The organism is Bradyrhizobium sp. 2S1 (assembly GCF_011516625.5).
Taxonomy (GTDB): domain Bacteria; phylum Pseudomonadota; class Alphaproteobacteria; order Rhizobiales; family Xanthobacteraceae; genus Bradyrhizobium; species Bradyrhizobium septentrionale.
Genome location: NZ_CP147717.1, coordinates 9,404,261 through 9,423,170 on the forward strand (window position 1 = coordinate 9,404,261; position 18,910 = coordinate 9,423,170).

Annotated in this window: 14 protein-coding genes and 1 pseudogene; 3 read left to right on the forward strand and 12 right to left on the reverse strand. The window is 64.1% G+C overall.

The features are described from left to right. Positions 1 to 290: 290 nt before the first annotated feature. The 8 genes and pseudogenes from HAP54_RS44940 to HAP54_RS44980 all read right to left on the reverse strand — a co-directional run bounded on the left by HAP54_RS44940 (position 291) and on the right by HAP54_RS44980 (position 9,074). A complete protein-coding gene (locus tag HAP54_RS44940) occupies positions 291 to 1,394 on the reverse strand; it encodes a branched-chain amino acid ABC transporter permease (RefSeq protein ID WP_166297822.1) in 1,104 nt (367 codons plus the stop codon). Then, positions 1,391 to 2,254 carry a branched-chain amino acid ABC transporter permease gene (locus HAP54_RS44945; protein WP_166297823.1) on the reverse strand — a complete coding sequence of 288 codons (864 nt, stop codon included), beginning with the start codon at positions 2,252 to 2,254 and terminating at the stop codon, positions 1,391 to 1,393. Before HAP54_RS44945 ends, HAP54_RS44940 begins: the two co-directional genes overlap by 4 nt. A gap of 7 nt (positions 2,255 to 2,261) precedes the next feature. Beyond that, positions 2,262 to 2,966, reverse strand: a complete 705-nt coding sequence (locus HAP54_RS44950) for an ABC transporter ATP-binding protein (RefSeq protein WP_166297824.1) — start codon at positions 2,964 to 2,966, stop codon at positions 2,262 to 2,264. Continuing rightward, entirely contained in the window at positions 2,963 to 3,676 is a 714-nt protein-coding gene (locus HAP54_RS44955) for an ABC transporter ATP-binding protein (RefSeq protein WP_166297825.1), read from the reverse strand. The genes HAP54_RS44950 and HAP54_RS44955 overlap by 4 nt, the downstream gene beginning before the upstream one ends. A gap of 85 nt (positions 3,677 to 3,761) precedes the next feature. Further along, positions 3,762 to 5,063: an ABC transporter substrate-binding protein gene (locus tag HAP54_RS44960; RefSeq protein ID WP_166307062.1), complete on the reverse strand. Its 1,302-nt coding sequence runs from the start codon at positions 5,061 to 5,063 to the stop codon at positions 3,762 to 3,764. Between the two features lie 141 nt (positions 5,064 to 5,204). Then, positions 5,205 to 6,990: pseudogene (locus tag HAP54_RS44970) on the reverse strand (FAD-dependent oxidoreductase). Between the two features lie 35 nt (positions 6,991 to 7,025). Then, positions 7,026 to 7,928 carry an intradiol ring-cleavage dioxygenase gene (locus HAP54_RS44975; protein ID WP_166297826.1) on the reverse strand — a complete coding sequence of 301 codons (903 nt, stop codon included), beginning with the start codon at positions 7,926 to 7,928 and terminating at the stop codon, positions 7,026 to 7,028. A 24-nt stretch (positions 7,929 to 7,952) separates the two neighbouring features. After that, positions 7,953 to 9,074, reverse strand: coding sequence for a maleylacetate reductase (locus HAP54_RS44980; RefSeq protein WP_166307065.1), 1,122 nt, complete (start codon positions 9,072 to 9,074; stop codon positions 7,953 to 7,955). Positions 9,075 to 9,310: 236 nt separating this feature from the next. Between HAP54_RS44980 and HAP54_RS44985 the strand changes: the two genes are divergently transcribed. Further along, complete coding sequence (locus HAP54_RS44985) at positions 9,311 to 10,375, forward strand: IS630 family transposase (protein ID WP_166204319.1); 1,065 nt, start codon at positions 9,311 to 9,313, stop codon at positions 10,373 to 10,375. Positions 10,376 to 10,395: 20 nt separating this feature from the next. On the opposite strand, the gene HAP54_RS44990 is transcribed toward HAP54_RS44985, so the two are convergent. Then, on the reverse strand, positions 10,396 to 10,569 hold the full coding sequence (locus HAP54_RS44990; RefSeq protein WP_166297827.1) for a hypothetical protein: 174 nt from the start codon (positions 10,567 to 10,569) through the stop codon (positions 10,396 to 10,398). Between the two features lie 39 nt (positions 10,570 to 10,608). On the opposite strand from HAP54_RS44990, the gene HAP54_RS44995 reads away from it, so the two are divergent. Both HAP54_RS44995 and HAP54_RS45000 read left to right on the forward strand, forming a co-directional pair. Next, the gene (locus tag HAP54_RS44995) at positions 10,609 to 12,048 is read left to right on the forward strand and encodes a DUF1254 domain-containing protein (RefSeq protein WP_166297828.1); all 1,440 of its coding nucleotides are present in this window, start codon (positions 10,609 to 10,611) and stop codon (positions 12,046 to 12,048) included. A gap of 133 nt (positions 12,049 to 12,181) precedes the next feature. Beyond that, positions 12,182 to 13,618 carry an IS1182 family transposase gene (locus HAP54_RS45000; protein WP_166294431.1) on the forward strand — a complete coding sequence of 479 codons (1,437 nt, stop codon included), beginning with the start codon at positions 12,182 to 12,184 and terminating at the stop codon, positions 13,616 to 13,618. A gap of 313 nt (positions 13,619 to 13,931) precedes the next feature. On the opposite strand, the gene HAP54_RS45005 is transcribed toward HAP54_RS45000, so the two are convergent. The 3 genes from HAP54_RS45005 to HAP54_RS45015 form a co-directional block, all read right to left on the reverse strand. Further along, a complete protein-coding gene (locus HAP54_RS45005; protein WP_166297829.1) occupies positions 13,932 to 14,819 on the reverse strand; it encodes a helix-turn-helix domain-containing protein in 888 nt (295 codons plus the stop codon). Between the two features lie 123 nt (positions 14,820 to 14,942). Then, the gene (locus tag HAP54_RS45010) at positions 14,943 to 15,617 is read right to left on the reverse strand and encodes a spermidine synthase (protein WP_166297830.1); all 675 of its coding nucleotides are present in this window, start codon (positions 15,615 to 15,617) and stop codon (positions 14,943 to 14,945) included. A 45-nt stretch (positions 15,618 to 15,662) separates the two neighbouring features. After that, positions 15,663 to 18,896, reverse strand: a complete 3,234-nt coding sequence (locus tag HAP54_RS45015) for a bifunctional cytochrome P450/NADPH--P450 reductase (RefSeq protein WP_166297831.1) — start codon at positions 18,894 to 18,896, stop codon at positions 15,663 to 15,665. Positions 18,897 to 18,910 lie beyond the last annotated feature (14 nt).

Below are 18,910 nucleotides of genomic sequence, written 5' to 3' on the forward strand. Positions count from 1 at the left end.
ATGACAGGCTCCGAGCGTCTCGAACCTTGAGGCCCGATCTGTGGCCTCCTCCTTCGAGACGCCCGCTCCGGCGGGCTCCTCCAGCGACAAAGGCGAAGCCTTTGCGCCGGGACGACGGGTGATTGCTCAGCTTGCTCAGTGTCATCACCCGCGCATGCGGGTGATCCAGTATTCCAGAGACCGCAGTGCTTGAGCCGAGGGGCCGCGGCGTACTGGATCGCCCGGTCCAGCCGGGCGATGACAGCGGTGGACAAGGATATGGCCTCACATCCTCTCACGAGGAGGACCATCTAACTCGCGCCAGGAGTACGGCCAAGCCAGCGCTGTGTCGGAAACAGCTGCAGCTGCCAGCGACGCGCGGCCTCGCCCCACACACCCCTCGGCATGAACAGCATGATCAGGATGGCGAGCGTCCCGAGCACCACCAGATACAGGCTGCCATACTGGGCGAGATAGGTCAGGAGCCCCCAGAGCAGGAGCACACCGACCATCGGTCCTTCGATGGTGCGTACACCGCCGATCACCACGATGAAGATCACATAAGCGGTCCAGTCGGTGACGCTGAACCCGGCGTCGGGCGATATCCGCGCCTTCTGCAGATAGACCAGCGCGCCGACCATGCCGGTCGCGAACGCAACTGCGATCCACAGCACGTGGCGGATCCGCGCGGTGCGGACGCCGACGCTGCGCGCCGCCGCCGCATTGTCGCGGCTTGCCGCCAGCGCGAGGCCAAGCCGCGAGCGCATGAAGGCGTAGATGCCGAGCGTCACCAGCACGGCGATTAACAGCGCAAGCCAGTACACCAGCACGTCGCGCGCTGCCGCCGGCCGCAGGCCGAGCAGCGCCTGCACCGCCTTCAGCCCGACCATCTGCGACAGCTCGCTGGGCGAGATCGACATCCCGGTGCCGCCGCCCAGCGACTTGAACTGGGCGCAGATCAGCCGCAGCGCTTCGGCGGCAACCCAGCTGCCGATCGCGAAATATGGCCCTTCCAGCCGGAACAGCAGCGGCCCGAGCACCGCCGCGATCAGCGCCGCGAACAGTCCGGCCAGCGGGATCGCCGCAACGGGATCGAACCCGGCCACCACGATGCCGGCAAACAGCGCATAGGCGCCGAGCCCGACAAACGCCTGCTGCCCGACCGACACCAGACCGCCCCACCCGGCCAGCACGTTCCAGAGCTGCGCCAGCGTCAGCATGGTGAAGACGAAGATCAGGTCCTGGATCAGGTTGCGCGATGCGATCGCGGGCAGCGCGGCCAGCACCACGACCAGCGCAATGCCGGCCACGGCCGCAATACGCGACAACCGCGTGCCGACCCGAACCTGCCACACCGGCGCATCCGCCGGGCGCTCCTCCCGGCTTGCCGGGATAGGGATGCTTTCGACACTCATGTCCGCCTCGCCGGGAACAGACCGCGCGGCCGCACCATCAGCACGGCAAGAAAGGCGAGATGGCCGGCCAGGATCTGCCATTCCGGATTGATCCGCGCCCCGATCGCCTGGGCGAGCCCGAGCACGATGCCACCGGCCAGCGTTCCCCACAGGCTGCCGAGGCCGCCGATGATCACGGCCTCGAACGCGTAGAGCAGCCGCGCCGGGCCGATCGACGGATCGAAGCTGGCGCGGATGCCGAACACGATCGCCGCAATCACCGACACCGCAAGCGATAGTCCCACCGCGATGGCGTAGACATTGCGCTCATTGACGCCCATCAATTGCGCGATCGCGGGATTGTCGGCGGTGGCGCGGAAGGCGCGGCCGAGCGAGGTGCGATAGAAGATCAGCTGCAGCAGCGCGACGGCGGCGATCGCCGTCACCAGCGCGGTCAGCGGCGCCAGTCCGACGCTCAGGCCCGGGGCCAGCGTCACCGATGAGGATTCGAAGGCGCCTGCCTGCAGGCGGCGGCTGTCGGCGCCGTAGCCGAGCAGCAGCCCGTTCTGGATCACGATCGACAGGCCGAAGGTGACGAGCAGCGGCGGCAGGATGTCGTCGCCGAGCACCCGCTCCAGCACGAGCCGCTGCAGCACGAAGAGCGCGAACATCGCCACGACGACCAGCAGGGATGCCGCCGCAAGCGGCAGGCCGAGCGCGGTGGTGGCGCTGAGCACCAGATAGGCCGCAAGCAGGATCAGATCGCCATGCGCCAGATTGACAAGGCGCATGATCCCGAAGATCAGCGACAGGCCGAGCGCGAACAGCGCATAGACCCCGCCGAGCAGCACGCCTTCGATGATGGTGTCGAACCCGCTCATCGCTCCCTCACGTTCCGAAATAGGCCGCGCGGATGGTGTCCTGACCCACATCCTTTGGCCGTCCGCTCAGCGTCACCCGTCCCTCCTGCAAACAGTAGAAGCGATCCGCCGCCCGCAGCGCGCGGGCAATGTCCTGCTCGACCAGCACGACCGCGGTGCCGCCGGCGCGGATCTGCGGCAGCATGCGGTAAATGTCCTCCACCACGATCGGCGCGAGGCCGAGGCTGATCTCGTCGCACAGCAGGACCGACGGGTTGGACATCAGCGCGCGGCCGATCGCCACCATCTGCTGCTGGCCGCCCGACAGCGCCGTCACGGCGCTGCGCCGCCGCTCCTTCAGCACCGGGAACATGCGGTAGACCGCGGCGAGATCCCACGGCGCGCTGCGTTCGCCGCCGTAAGCGCCGATCAGCAGGTTTTCCTCGACGCTGAGCGAGGGAAACAATTGTCGGCCCTCGGGCACCAGCGCGAGGCCGAGCCGCACGATGGTAGCGGCGGACGCATCGCCGATCGATCGACCACTCAGGCGGATGGAATCGGGGTGGCTCTTCACGAGCCCGGCCAGCGACTTCAGCATGGTCGACTTGCCGGCGCCGTTGGCGCCGATCACCGCGACCGCCTCGCCCTCATTCAGCTCGAAGTCGATACCGAACAGCGCCTGGAAGTCGCCGTAGAAGGCATCGAGCGCTGCGACATTGAGCAGCGCTGTCATGCCGGCACGCCCATGTAGATGGTCTCGACCTCGCGCGAGCGCATCACCTCGACTGGTGCGCCCTGGGCGACGACCTTGCCGAAGTTCAAGACAACCAGCCGCTGCACCACGGCGAGCAGCGCGTGCACCACATGCTCGATCCAAATGATGGCGACGCCTTCGGCGTGGATGGTGCGGATGGTCTCGACCAGTTCATGACATTCGGCATCGGTGAGGCCGCCGGCGATCTCGTCGAGCAGCAGCGTGCGCGGTCGGGTGGCGAGCGCCCGCGCCAGCTCGAGCCGCTTGCGATCGAGCAGCGGCAGGCTGCCGGCCAGCCGGTTGCCCTTGGCCTCGAGGCCGGTCAGATCGAGCATGCGGCCGCAATGCTGGATCGCGTCCGCTTCCGACAGGCCGCCGCCAAACAACGCGGCGGCCGCAAGATTCTCGAACACCGAGAGATGGTCGAACGGTTGCGGGATCTGGAATGAGCGCCCGATGCCCGCGCGACAGCGTGCCTCGGGCGACAGACCTGTGATGTCGACGCCATCGAGGACGACGCGGCCGGCATCGGGGCGCAGCAGCCCGGTGATCAAATTGAACAGCGACGACTTGCCGGCGCCGTTCGGCCCGATCACACCCAGCGCCTCGCCGGACACAAGCGTCAGGTCGATCGCGTCGGCAACGACGATGGCGCCGAACCTTTTCGAGATGGCATGGAGTTCGAGCATGGTCGTCCATTGTATGGTTTCGGCGGAGAGGAGATGCGCAGCACTGCCGCGCATCTCCTGCCTTCGATGAAGCAGCTGGCTCGCGCTAGCTCAGCGCCTGCATGTCACCGCCAAGCGGGATCTGCGGCGCTAGCTTGTTGTCCGTGATCACCATGTTGTACTTGTCGCCATTGAGCCGCCACTGCCCGCCGACCAGTGGTGTCTTGGCGATGTTCTTCGCTGCGAATGGCGGCACGGCGCTGGAGCCGAACGCGATCTGGCCCACGATCGTATCGAGCTTGGTGGCGCCGATGGCCTTCGCGAGCGCCGCGCCGTCGGCCGGGTCGCCGGAGCGCTTGATCGCATCGATCGCGACCTCGAACAGCGAATGCACGAAGCCGATCGGCTGGGTCCATTGCTTGCCGGACGCCTGCTCATAACCCTTGGCGAGATCGGCTGCGCTGACGCCGCTGAGGCTCGATTTGTAGGGATGCGTCGGCGTCCACCACACCTCGGTCGAGATGTTGTTGCCACCCTTGCCGAGCGCCTGCACTGACGCCGGGAACAGCAGCGCCTTGGCCACCGACACGACCTTCGGCTTCAGCCCCTTCTGCCGCGCCTGGTTCCAGAACGTGGTGAAGTCGGGCGGGATGATCACGCCGGTGATGATCTCGGCATCGGCACCGCGGAACGCGGCGATCTGCGAGCTGAAATCGTCGGTCAGATTCTGGAAGCGGCCGGGATCGGTGAGCTTGAAACCCTGCTTGGCCATCACAGGCGGGAAGCCGATCGTGGTGTCGCCCCAGGCGTTGCCGTCGGCATCGTTGGGGAACAGCGCGCCGACCGATTTGTTGGTCGCGACCTGACTCCACATGCTGGTGAAGACGCCGATCACGTCCTCGAGCCCCCAGAAATAGTGGAAGGTGTATTCGAACGGCTTCCAGCTCTTGGGATCGCCCGGATTGGCCTGCCGGCCGATGAAGTTGGTCTGCCACGGCGCGACGGAAGAGATGCACGGCACCTGCTCGAGCTCGCACTGCGTCGCCACTGGATTATTGGTTTCGGGCGTGGCGCCGACCACGATCAGGCTGACATTGTCGCGGGTGATCAGCTCCTTGGCGACCTCTGCGGCGCGGTTCGGATTCGACTGGCTGTCCTTGGTCACCACCTCGACCGAGTAGGTCTGCGATCCGACCTTGACGCCATCCTTGATGAACTTTCTGAACTCGCCGAGCACGAAATCGTCGGCTTCGGCGAACGCGGCCAATGGACCGCTCTTCGGCGAGACATAGCCGATCTTGATCGGCTTGTTGGCCGCCGGCACCGCCGGCGCAAACAATGTCGTCGTACCTGCGGCCGCGAAACCACCGGCGATGCCCTGCAGCACGCGGCGGCGATCGAAAGACATCACGTTCAAGTGATCCTTGGCGTTCAAGTGGTCCTTGGCGTTCAAATGGTCCTTGGTCATTTTCCCCTCCCTTGAGGCGAGCCGGTTTTCACACCGGCTGCCGTTCATTCCGTTCTGAGAAATTACCGGCGTCGCGCCGCATCACGCGGCGGCGATGGACTTCGTCTGCGCCTTCGCGCTGCGGCCAAGGATCTGGCCGAACACGTCGAGCAGCACATCGGAGGCGTCAGCCGCCGCCTCCCTGGCGCGCCAGGCGACATACGTGTCGGGACGCACCAGCACGCAGCCATCCTCGTCGACCTCGCTCTGGTGATACCAGTCCGCATAGATGTCGAGTGCGTCGCAGCCCTGCGGGCCGATGGTGACGACATCGACCGGCAGGCCGTAGGCCTTCTCGACCGCGGCAGCGGCCGTCTTCCAGCCGTCGCCGCCGATCCCGGTGAGCAGCGTGAAGCGGCCCTTGCCGGCGAGATCGAGCGTCGACTTGCGCTGGCCCTGATGCTCGATCCAGACATGCGGCAAATGCGCGCCGGGCCACGTGGTGGCCTGATAATAGAGTTCGTGATCGCGAGTGAAGGCCGGCATCGGCGTGCCGTCGGACACCACGGCGGTCGACCCGTAACGCTGGTTCATCTCGACGCCGTGGCAGTTGAACTCGTAGCTCTTGTTGGCGATGGCCTCATAGAGCTTCTTGCGGCGCGCTTTGCCCTCGGCGGTCGGGGCCTTGCGCGCGGCGATCGCCTTGCGCGCTTCGGCCGGATCGGTCGAGGCGACCAGCCCCACCGCCTCGAAGATCGGCGGGAAATCGCCGATGCTCTTGTTGGCGCGGGTCACGATCTGCTTGCCGACCGGCTGGGGCCGAATAGGTCTCGAGCAGCGACGGCGCCGCGTGGCCCTCGAGCACGAGCTTGAGCTTCCAGCAGAGATTGTAGGCATCCTGGATCGAGGTGTTGGAGCCCAGGCCATTGGTCGGCGGATGGCGGTGCACGGCATCGCCGACGCAGAACACGCGGCCGGACGTGTAGTGGCCGGCATACATCTCGTTCACGGTCCAGGTCGAGGTCGAGGTCACCTTGACCTCGAGCGTCTCGTCCCCGACGAGATTGCGCACGATCGAGATCGCCTCGTCGTTGGAGAGCTTGCGCTCGCCCTGCTCGATGTCGTAGCCCCAGATGATCAGCCATTCGTTCCACGGCCGCACCATGCGGATCAGGCCGGCGCCGATGCCGCCGATCTCGGCGCCGGGCTGCAGCACCCAGTACAGCACGCTCGGCCGGTGCGCGACATACTTGCTCAGATCCGCCTGCACGATGATGTTCATGCTGCCGGCGCGGCCCATCTGGCCCTCCATCGGCAGCCCGATCACCTCGGCGACGCGGCTGCGGCCGCCGTCGGCACCGATCAGATATTTGGCGCGGATCTGGTAGGTCTCGCCGGATAGCCGATCCTTCACCGTTGCCGTGACGCCGTCGGCATCCTGTACCAGGTCGACAAACTCGGTGTTGAAGCACAGCGAGGTACCGCGCTAGCCAGCGGCCTCGATCAGGATCGGCTCGAGGAAATTCTGCGGCAGGTCGCAGATCCGGGTCGGGCTGGCGAGATCGTAATCCGCCTTGCGCGAGGGATGATTGCCCCAGGAGTAGAGCCGGCCGAACTCCTCGCCGGCGAGGCTCTCGCAGAACACGTTGTTGGCCATCAGATGCTGCGGCACCGCCTGCGCGACCGCCTTGTCCTCGAGGCCGAGATCACGCAGCACCTCCATCGCACGCTGGTTGGTGATGTGGGCGCGCGGCGTGTCGGCCAGCCAGCCGTATTTGGTCACCATGATGTGCTTGACGCCGTACATGCCAAGCAGCGCCGCCGCCGTCGCGCCGGCCGGGCCGCTGCCGACGACAAGCACGTCGGTCTCGATCGGTTTGCTGGTCATCATCCTCTCCCTGGTCGTCTTGTTGGTTGCGATCGTCATTCCGCGGCCATCATCGGCTTCGGCACCAGCCCAGCTCCGGGCCTCATCTGGAAGTCGTAGGTCATCAGGTGCCACGGTGCGGACACGCGGTCGCCATTCGGCAACGCCGGTTCGCTGCGGGGCTCGACGCGCGCGATGAGCTCGTCCTTGACGCCGAACACCACGTCGCTGCGCAGATATTGGTCGCTATCGAGGAAGACGTGGGTGATCAGCGGCTCGTAGCCCTCGGCCTTGACCAGGAAGTGGACGTGCGCGGGCCGCATCGGATGACGCTGCGTGGCGGTGATGAGATCTCCGACCGGGCCATCGGTCGGGATCGGATAGCTGCACGGCAGGATGGTGCGGAACGAGAAGCGGCCATCGGCATCGGTGACGAAACGTGCGCGCAGCGATGGGCCGTGGGTCGCGTAGTCGGCCTTCTGCGAATCGTAGAAGCCGTCGTCGTCGGCGTGCCAGACGTCGATCTCGGCGGCGGCGAGCGGCTTGCCGGCAAGGTCGGTGACGCGGCTCTGCACGAACATCACCTCGCCGTCGATGCCTTCCGAAATGTTGGCGCCGTGCGGCGTGACGCGGTGCTCGCCGACATAGAACGGGCCAAGCACCGTGGTCTCGGTCGCGCCTTCGCGCTCGCGGTGATTGACGGCGTCGACCAGCATCGAGACGCCGAGCACGTCGGAGAGCAGGATGAACTCCTGGCGCAGCGGCGTGCAGGTCTGGCCGGTGCGGGTCAGGAATTCGATCGCCTGATTCCATTCCTCGAAGGTGAGCTCGGTGCGGCGCACCAGATCGTGCAGCGACTTGACCGTCTCCTCGATGAGGAACTTGAGCCGCTTGTTCGGCGTGTTGGCGATGCTGCGAAGCACCTCGTCGGTGAGGTCATGCTCGTTGAAATTGGCCATCATGTTGTCCTTGATCTCTGAGGTTCAGTGCTGCACGGGCGCGTCGCCGCGCCAGGCCGCCGCGATCAGCTGCTCGATCGGGGCGCGATCGACCGCTCTCGGATTGGCATAGGGGTTGCGCACCGCCATCTCCGCGGCGCGTGCGATGCCGCCCTCGGGCATCCCGATGTCGGAGAGCGCACGCGGCAGCGCGAGCTGCCGGGCAAGATCAAACAGGCCCTGCGGTGCGTTGGCGCTGTGCAGCGCTCGCGCGACGCGGGTCATCGCCTCGGGCGTGGCGGCTGCGTTGTAGGCGGCGGCGTGCGGCAGCACGATCGCATGGGTTTCGGCGTGCGGCAGGTCGAACATGCCGCCCAGCACGTGGCAGAGCTTGTGATGCAGCGACATCCCGACCGCGCCGAGGCAGACGCCGCACAGCCAGGCGCCGTAGAGCGCATCGCGCCGCGCGCCAGGATCGGCGGGCGCAGTCATGATGCGCGGCAGCGCAAGGGCGAGCGCGGCGATGCCTTCCTCCGCCATCAGCGAGGTCAACGGATTGGCGTCGGGCGCATAAAGCGCCTCGACCGCGTGGGCAATCGCGTTCAGGCCGCTGGCGGCGGAGATGTGCGGCGGCAGGCTAACGGTGAGATCGACGTCGTAGATGACGGTGTCTGGCACCAGATCCTGGGAATGCTGTGTGGTCTTGATGCCGTTGGTGGTCTCACCCAGGATCGGCGTCATCTCCGAGCCGGCATAGGTGGTCGGCATCGCGATGTGCGGCAGCCCGGTGCGCAGCGACAGCGCCTTGCCGAGCCCGACCGTCGAACCGCCGCCGATTGCGACCAGCCCGTCGATGTCATGGGATTCGACGATGCCAAGCGCTTCGTTGGTGACCTCGACCGGCGTATGCGTGCGCGCGCCGGCGAACAGGCCGGCGAGCTTATCGCCGAGGCCGGCGCCCAACTGACGTCCGAGATCCTGCTGCTCGCTTGTGGTGAGCACCAGCGCCCGCTTGATGCCGAGGCGCTCGGTTTCCTCGCCAAGCCGCGTTGAGGTGCCGGCGCCGAACACCACACGATATTGCTGCGAGCAATAGGCAAAGGCGCCGTGGCCGGCATCACCGGCCGCCGCAACGGGGGCAATGGATGCGCCTCCGGCATCGTGCATTGCGACGCTCATGGCATTCCTCCCGGGCCGGCGAACCGGCGATCTCGTCTTGTTGGGAGAATGCTAGCGGCGGGCGGCCGCGGCGGGCCTGCACGAAACCGGAGAAAATCTGCACAAAACCGGAAAAATCATCCGTCGAGACGGGGCCGGTTGTGCGCCCGCGCCTGACCCAGTCGCCAATCGCCGGGAGCTAGTACCTACTGTTCTTAAAGCGTGAGTCGTGATTCAAGGTCGGGATGATACCCGAAGCAAGAGAAGTCCACCTTTCGAGGAAAGATCGCAAGGTGCTTGAGGCGTGTTGCCGCTCCCCGGTGACGTTGCAGCGCGATTTGAAGCGGGCGCGGATAGTTCTGTTGGCGGCGGATGGACGCAGCACTCGGTCGATCGCCAAGGAAGTTGGGGTCCAGCCGCGGATTGTCAGCCTTTGGCGGCATCGCTATGCCGACCAAGGCCTTGAAGGGCTGCAAGACAAGCCGCGACCGGGCAAGCAGCCAATCTATACGAAGGCCACCGACAAGCGGATTCTGAAGCTGCTGGACAAGCCGCCGCCGGACGGGTTCGCACGCTGGACCGGGCCCCTGCTGGCCGGGGCGCTGGGCGATGTTGACGTCCAATATGTCTGGCGGTTCCTGCGCAGCCACAAGATTGACCTCGCGGCTCGTAAGTCCTGGTGTGAGAGCAACGACCCGAACTTTACGGCCAAAGCCGCCGATGTTGTCGGCCTCTATGTCGCCCCGCCCGCGAAGGCCATTGTGCTGTGCGTGGACGAGAAGCCCTCGATCCAGGCTTTGGAGCGAGCGCAGGGTTATCTGAAGTTGCCCAATGGCCGCGCCTTGACCGGCCAGAGCCACGATTACAAGCGGCATGGCACCACAACATTGTTTGCGGCGCTCGAAGTCGCCACCGGAAAGATCATCGCGGCGCATTCAAAACGCCGACGCCGCGTCGAGTTTCTCGACTTCATGAACAGCGTCACCGCGGCTTTTCCGAACCGGAAGCTTCACGTCATCCTCGACAACCTCAACACCCACAAGAAGAACGAGCATTGGCTCAAGGCCCACCCCAACGTGCAATTTCATTTCACGCCGACAAGTGCGTCTTGGCTCAATCAGGTCGAGGTATGGTTTTCGATCTTGCAGGGGCAGTCGCTCAGCGGCACCTCCTTCACAAGCCTCACGCAGCTTCAGGAGCACATCGATGCCTACGTCAACGCATACAACGACAGAGCCGAGCCCTTCGTCTGGACCAAGAAAAAGGTCCGTCAACGCCGTTTCAAAGGCCGCCGTATCACTCAGCTCTGATTCTGGGTACTAGGGCACACTCATAAATCCGGAATGTCCGCTTTCGAGGGGTAAAGCAGACAAGCGGCCTCGACCGCAGGGATGTCGCCTTGTGACCCAAACCGGACGTCGTTGATCTGAATCAATGGGCTTTCATCGGCGCTGTTGTTCGAATGAATTTGCTTCAGGCTGTCAGCGGCGCCGATTACCGCCACCGACCTTCGCATCGGACAAAAAGCTAAGAGGTAGATTTTATGAACGCAATTAATCGACGTTCTCTTCTCGCCATTACCCTTGCCGTATCGACGTGCTTCACAGCGGCTGCACCGGCAAACGCGCAATCCCTATCGCCCGCGGATGCCCAGCAGATTGCCGTCGATGCTTATGTCTACGGTTATTCGTTGATTACGACTGAAGTAACCCGCGTGCAGATGAGCAACGTGCCCAAGGTCGAGGGGTTCAACAGTCCCACCGGTCAGTTCGTCAACGTTCCTCGCTATCCGCCTGCGGATTATCGCGGCGTTTCCGCGCCCAATGCCGATACGCTGTATTCCGTTGCCTGGCTCGACCTTACCGAGCCGCAGGTATTCAGTCATCCGGATATGGGCGATCGCTTCTATCTCTTTGAGATCACTGATCTGTGGATGTCGGATTCCGAGCACTCACCGAGCAAGCGGACGGCCAGCGGCAAGGCCGCCAACTACCTCTTCACCGGCCCGGGCTGGAAGGGCGAGGTGCCAGCGGACATGAAACATTTCCCGATGGCGACGCGCAACATGGTCATTCTCGGTCGCACCTATGCGGACGGCACGGAGGCTGACTACAAGGCCGTCAACGCGCTGCAGGCGCAATACAAGATCACGCCGCTTTCGGCGTGGGGCAAGCCATACACGCCGGTCACGCCCCCGGTGAATCCCAATCCGGGCTTCAGCATGACCGACAAGCCGCAGACGGTCATTCTCGCCATGGGAACGGAGGGGTACTTCAATCTGATGGCCAAGCTCATGGCTTCGACGGCACCTGCAGCCGCGGCAGATACACCGATGCTCGCAAGCATGGCGAAGATCGGCATCGTGCCCGGCAAGCCATTCGAGATAAGCAAGCTCGATCCGGCAGTACAAGCAGCGCTGAAAGACATCCCCAATATCGCTCTTAAAAAAATCGAAGCCAACAAGGAGAACCTCGGTGGGATCGTCAACGGTTGGTCGATCACGAAGGGTCTCGGCACCTACGGCCCCTCCGATTACATGAAGCGCGCAGTGGTAGCGGCCTTCGGTTGGCCCGCAAATCAGGAGCGCGATGCGGTCTATCCGAATACCGAGAAGGACTCGACAGGACAGAAGCTGACCGGTGCAAACAAATACACATTGACGTTTGCAAAGGATGCAACACCACCCGTCAACGGCTTCTGGTCGTTCACCATGTACATGATCGACCAGGGCTGGTGGTTCGTTCCCAATCCGCTGAACAGATTCACCGTTAGCATGCGCGACAATCCGAAGTTCAATCCGGACGGCTCGCTGACCCTCTACTTTCAGAACGAGTCGCCGGGTCTTGACAAGGCGTCGAACTGGCTGCCGGCCCCCAAGGGCGATTTTGTCCTGATGCTGCGAATGTACTGGCCCAAGGACATTGCCCCTTCGATCATCGACGGAAGCTGGAAGGTGCCGCAGGTGGTCAAGGTCGGCTCATAGGCCGCGAGTAGGGATTTCCTATCTCACAAAATGACTCTGGTCGGCGGGAAGCTGCGCGCGTCAGCTTCTGGTCCAGGCCGTGTGAAAACTCCGTCTCTGCTATTATTCTCCAATGAATCGGTGGGGACGGGCGATGGCGGGATTCGTGGAGGGGGTTGATCGCGGGCAGAGCACGTTGTTTCCCGCACTGCTCGACGACTACGTGGCCGAGGACAATCCGGTGCGTGCGGTTGATGTGTTCGTCGAGGGGCTCGATCTGGATAAGCTCGGCTTCGTTGGCGTCCAGCCACTCGACATGGGGCGACCCGGCTACCATCCCGGCATGATGCTCAAGCTCTACATCTACGGCTACCTCAATCGCGTGCCGTCGAGCCGACGCCTGGAGCGGGAATGCCAGCGCAATATCGAGATGATCTGGCTGACCGGGCAGTTGGCGCCGGACTTCAAGACTATCGCGGATTTCCGCAAGGACAATGGCAAGGCCATTCGTGAGGTCTGCCGCGAGTTCGTCGCGCTGTGCCGCAAGCTTGATCTGCTTGTTGGAGCAAGCGTCGCCATCGATGGATCGAAGTTCAAGGCTGTCAATGCGCGAGACAAGAACTTCACCGAGGCGAAGATGAAGCGGCGCCTCGAGCGGATCGACGAGAGCATCGCCCGCTATCTCTCGCAGCTCGAGACCGCCGATCGGCATGGCGATACAGTGCCAGAGGCGAAAGTTGCGAGGTTGAAGGGCAAGATCGAGAAGCTCAAGGAGGAGACCGGTCGGCTCAATGCGATCAATGCGGAGATGATGAAGAAAGAGGACAAGCAGATCTCGCTGACCGATCCTGACGCGCGCTCGATGGCGACCAGTGGCAAGGACACCGGGATTGTTGGCTATAACGTGCAGATTGCAGTTGATACGCAACATCATCTCATCGTGGCTCACGAGGTGACCAACGTGGGCACCGATCGCCACCAACTCGCCAAAATGGCCGGGCAGGCACGCGACGAGATGGCTGTCGAAACCCTCGAAGTCGTGGCAGACCGCGGCTATTACGATGGAGAGGAGATCAGGGCCTGCGAGGAAGCCGACATAACGGTGACGTTGCCGAAGCCGATGACTTCGGGCGCCAAAGCTGCTGGCCGCTTCGGCAAACAGGACTTCGTCTATGTCGCCGCCGAAGATGTTTATCGCTGTCCCGCCGGCGAGCAACTAACTTATCACTATACGAACGTAGAGGATGGAAAGACACTGCGTCGCTATTGGACAAGCACCTGCAAAACCTGCGCGCTAAAAGCTCAGTGCACGACAGGCCCCGAGCGCCGCATCTCACGCTGGGAGCACGAGGCCGTTCTGGAGAAAGTTCAGGATCGGCTCGACCACAGCGCCAATGCAATGGGTGTCCGCCGCCGGACAGTGGAGCATCCGTTCGGCACGTTGAAGTGTTGGATGGGAGCAACGCACTTTCTCACGAAAAAGCTGCCAAAGGTGGCCGCCGAGATGGCGCTCAACGTGCTCGCCTACAACATGAAACGCGTGATGATGATCCTGGGCGTAGGCGGATTGCTGGAGGCGATGCGGGCGTGAGGCCGACCTCCGCGCGACCAAGTCCGCGCCTACATGAAGTTCCTGGTTGCCACTGGGCTCGCTTCCACCGAATTAGAAGCTCGGCGGCCGCGAAATGCACCAGTGCGCCGCAAGTTACACGATTTTCACACGGCCTGGGTCCATAGCCGAAAGCTGGCGTAGCCTACTCCGTTTTCCGGAGAACGCGGAAGGCCAATCAATGTCCGCTAAGGCCCTTAGCGGACATTCACTTGGCATCGTTCGACGTCTGCTTTCGAGGGCGATCCGGACCTCGCTATCACCGCACGCGCGTTCCAAATTTATGAGTACACGCCTAGTGGCTGCGCCGGTATCGTCCCGGCGTCACGCCGGTGAAGCGGCGGAACATGCGCGTAAAATGCTCCTGGTGGGAGAAGCCGCAGGCCAGCGCGATGTCGGCCAGGCTCTGCGTCTCGTCGGCGAGCAACGCCCTGGCGCGCTCGATGCGCAGATTGATCACATATTGGTAGGGTGAAATGCCGCTGGTCGCCTTGAACAGGCGCACGAAATATTCGGTGCTGCGGCCGCAAAGCTCCGCCAGCTGGTCGAGCCGGATATCGGTCTCGAGATTGGTGTCGACGAATTCGCGGATCCGCGCCATCTGCCTGTTGCTGAGCAGGTTCGGATGCTTGCCGGCCTCCACGCTCGGCTTGTGGAAATTGATCGCAACAAAGCGGTTGGCGATCGCCTGGGCGATCGGATCGACGAACAGCGACGAGGCCGGCAGGCTGCTGGTGATGGTGTCGCCGATCGCCGCAGCGAGATGCTCCAGCACGGCATCCTGATCGCCGAGCATCGGCGCAAGCCCGCCGATCAGGCTGGACGCCCCATCCCGGCCCGCGAACAGATCGGACCGCAGATAGATGTGGGTGGATTCAAGCGCTTCACGCAGGACGACGTTGCAGGCATGTCCCGCCGGCAGGAAGAACACGCCGCCGCGCGGAATCTGGCGGGCAACCGACTTGCCGTCCATCACATAGGTGATGTCGACGGGGCCACCCCGATGCAGCACCATCAGATTGTCGGAAAGGGCATGGAAGTGCCCGTCAAACGGCCGTTCACGCTGGACCGAGGCATACGCGGACGACCAGCCGAGCCCCTCGCTCGAGCCGCGGAATTCGGCCTGGAAGCGGTTCAGGATCCCGTGCGTCTCCTGCACCCCAAAATTCGACGTCGCCTGCATCCGACAGACCAAGGGCTCGAGGCTTCGGTGCCGTCGAGTGAAGCCCAACAGCCCTCGATTTTCAATACAATCGAACCGAACGAGAGCCCCGGCAGCCTTGCTGCGTCGCAACAGCGACGCCTGCTATTGCTTGACCGCGATCCAGATCACGTGGCGTACGCCGCGGCCTCGGCCGGTGGCGCGCACGGCAACTTCGTTGACGGCGAACCCGGCCCGCGACAGGGATTTTGGGAATTTGGCATTCGGCCCGGACGACCAGACCGCGAGCACGCCGCCGCGCCGCAACGCGGTGTGCGCGACCTTCAGTCCGGAGACATCATACAGCGCGTCATTGGCCTTGCGGGTCAGGCCTTCGGGGCCGTTATCGACATCGAGGAGAATGGCATCGAAGGTGCGCGGATGGCGCTCGATCACGTCGGCAACGTCAACCTCCTGAATGCTGACGCGCGGATCGTTCAGGCTGTCGCCGAAAATCTCCGCCATCGGACCTCTCGCCCAGGCAACGACCGCCGGCACCAGTTCGGCCACCACGATCTGCGCTTCGGGGCCGAGCACGGCGAGCGCCGCCCGCAGCGTAAAGCCCATGCCGAGGCCGCCAATGAGCAAATGCGGCTTCGCGATCTTCTCGATCTTCTTCGCGGCAAGGGTCGCGAGTGCGGCTTCCGAGCCCGACAGGTGACTGTTCATCAGCTCGTTGGTACCGAGCATGATCGAGAATTCGCGGCCGCGCCGCATCAAACGCAATTCGCCTTCGGTGCCGGGAATGCGCGCGGTATCGATCTTGTCCCAAGGAATCATGCGGCGGCTTGTAGCATGGCCGGTACCTTGCCCGAAGACGCCAGGCTACCCGCCGGCCCAGACGTCGAGCACGTAGCGGTTCCTGGTGCCCATCTCCTCGATCCAGCGCGCGGCGCCGTCAGTGTCGGCGCCGGCGCGCTCGCGATAGATCGACATCAGGGTCGCCTTGACGTCGGGCTCCATCTTGCTGCCGTCGCCGCAGACATAGACGATTGCGCCCTTCTCGATGAGCTCCCAAACCCGATCCTTCTGCGCGGCGACGAGATGCTGCACATAGGTCTTCGGCCCATCGGTACGCGAGAAGGCGGTGTAGAGTTCACTGACGCCGTCGGCTGCGAACGCCTTCAGCTCATCTCCATAGATGAAATCCTGCTCCGGATGGCGGCAGCCGAAGAACAGCATCGCAGGGCCCAGCGTCGCACCATGCGCCTTGCGCGCGGCGCGCTCCTGCAGGAATCCGCGGAACGGAGCCAAGCCCGTGCCCGGCCCGACCATGATGATCGGCACGGCGTTGTCATCGGGCAGGCGGAAGCCCGCCTTGGTTTCCTTGATGGTGGCGTGGACGGTGTCGCCGGCGCGCCGGCGTGCCAGGTAGTTCGAGCACACGCCTTTGTAGATGCCGCGGCCGGAGCTTGCGGGGGCTTCCACCACGCCGACCGTGACGCTGCAGCGCTGTGCCTCGCCGGCCGGAGACGACGAGATCGAGTAGTAGCGCGGCGCCAGCAGCGACAGCATCTCGAGGTAAAGATGGAACGGCAGCTCGCAGGCCGGATGTTCCTCGACCAAGTCGAACACCGATTTGCGCTTGGACAGCACCTCGGTGCGGTAGCGCCCGGCCGAGGCCTCATCGTCGCCGACATAGGCCATCAGCTTCGGCTTGGTCATCGGGCAGCGGGTGTGCTCCGCCATGATCTGGATCTGCTTGCGGGTCGCGACCTGCTGCAGCTCGACGAACTCGGTGAGCAGCCGCCCAACCGACACCGCGTTGCCGACCGGCAGTTGCGCGCGCCGGCCTTCACTGACTTGCAGGCGTATCTGATCGGCCGGCAGGAAGCCGAACCGGCGCGCCACGGAATCGACCAGGGTCGGGTCGTTGCGCGGCACCACGCTGAGATGATCGCCGACGCGATATCTGAGATTGGCCGGCAGTTCGACCTCGATGTGCCGCGTCGAACGTTCCGACGGATGGGCACCTTCCCTGTTCTGCAGCTCGTTGTTGGCGAACACCTTCATCGGCACCGCGCCGCCCTGCGTCACGATGGTGTTGACCGCGCCCTGCGCCACCGGCTCGATCGCATAAAGCGGCTCGTCCTCGGCGGTACGCGTGAAATTCCAGTCGATGCCGAATTCCTTGGTCGCGACCTTCGCCGCCTCCGGGAACCATTTCTGGAACTGGCCATCGAGATCGCTGCGCGCATCGCCCTCGCCGCGCGGATAGACGGCGCGCGCGCCATGCCTGGTCAAATGCTCGTCGATGAAGCGCGGCACCGACTGGTAGGTTGCGGCCCAATCGCTGTTGCCGCAGCCGAACACCGCATAGCGCACCTTGGCGAAGGCATCCTTCGGCAGATCGTTTTCGAGCCATTTGACGAATTGCGTGGCATTGTCGGGCGCCGCGCCATTGTAGGAGGCGCAGATGATCAGGACGCCGCCCTCCTCCGGCAGCTTGCCGACATAATCGTCCAGCGGCCCGAGACGCACTGCGAAACCATTGATCTCGGACAGATCCGCCATGCGGGTCGCCAGCTCCTCGGCGGAGCCGAGATTGGAGCCGTAGAGCACCAGCATCGGCGTGTTGTGGCCGGGGCGCGTGGTCGGCGCGCGCGGCGCCTTTGGCGCGGCCGCAACAGCGCCCGTGCTTCCCGCGAACGCGCCGCGATCCTTGTCGTCGCGCGGCCGTACCTTGATCCTGAAGCCGTCGGGCTTGACGGTCAGCGTCTCCTTCAGATGCATCTGGTAGCGATGCACGTCGAGCAGCTTGAAGCGTTGCAGGATCATGCCGATTGCGAGCGCCGCCTCGTGCATGGCAAAGCCGCGGCCGATGCAGGCGCGCTGGCCGTTGCCGAACGGCTTCCAGGCGTTGATCGGGCGCTTTGCCTCCGCCTCGCGGCTGAAATTCTCCGGATCGAACACGTCGGGTTTCGGTCCCCAGACCGAGGGGTCGCGATGCAGCGCCATCACCAGCACGGTGATGAAGGTGTTCTTCTTTAATTTGTACTTTCCGCCGATGGTCTCGTCGCTGAGCGGCGCGATGCCGTAGGCCGGCGCCGGCGGCCACAGCCGCAGCGCCTCCTTCAGGCATTGCGTGATGTAGCTGAGCTGCGTCACCTGCTGATAGGTCGGCCTCGCATCGAGGTCGGGACCGAGGACGCGGTCGACCTCCTCATAGGCCTTCTTGAGCACCTCGGGATGCTTCAACAGCGCATAGATCGTGCACGACAACAGGCCGCTGGTGGTCTCATGGCCGGCGATCAGAAAGGTGTTGATCTGGTAGCGGATGTTGACGTCGTCGAGCTGCTCGCCGGTCGCGCGGTCGACGCCGGTCATCATCGCGGCCAGCATGTCCTTCTTGTCGCTGGTCACGTCGGCATTGCCGCGCCGCTCCGCAATGATCTCGTCGACCATCTTGTTCATGAAGCCGACGTCGTCAGTGAGCGTCTTGCGCCGCTTCTGCATCCACAGGCCCTCGAGCGGCAGGCCGCGGGTCATCATGATCGTCTCGAGCGAGCGCACCAGCGATTCCACGAAAGGATGGTAGTCGCGCCGGTAGAACGAATTGAAGCGGTAGTCGAAGCCGCAGAGCCCGATGGTGTCGAGGGTCAGCGCCGTCATGTCGTGGACGACTTCGATCTCCTCGTCGGCGTTGAGGCGCTCCCATTTCTTGACCAGCTGCTCAGCGATATCGACCATGCTCGGGTGGTACGACTGCATGGCGCGGTTGCCGAACGGCTGCATCAGGATGTTGTGCGCCTTGCTCCAGTTCGGCTCCTTGGTGTCGGCGGTGAACAGCCCGTCGCCGCCGACCGCGCGCACGCGGCGCAGCGAGCCGCGCACCGCCTTGTCGAAGCGCTTCTCGTCGGAGAGCTCGTCGACCAGATCGTGGCCGGAGACGATCACGATCGGCGAACCCATCATGTCGAGCCAGAAGATCGGCCCGAGCTCCTTGGAGAGCTTCACCAGATGCTGCACCGGCGCGGTCGAATCCAGCGACAGCATGTTGCCGACCACCGGCTTCGTCGGCGGATGCGGGATCGGACTCAGTCTGTTGCCGGACGCCATCTTCGGAAGTGCCC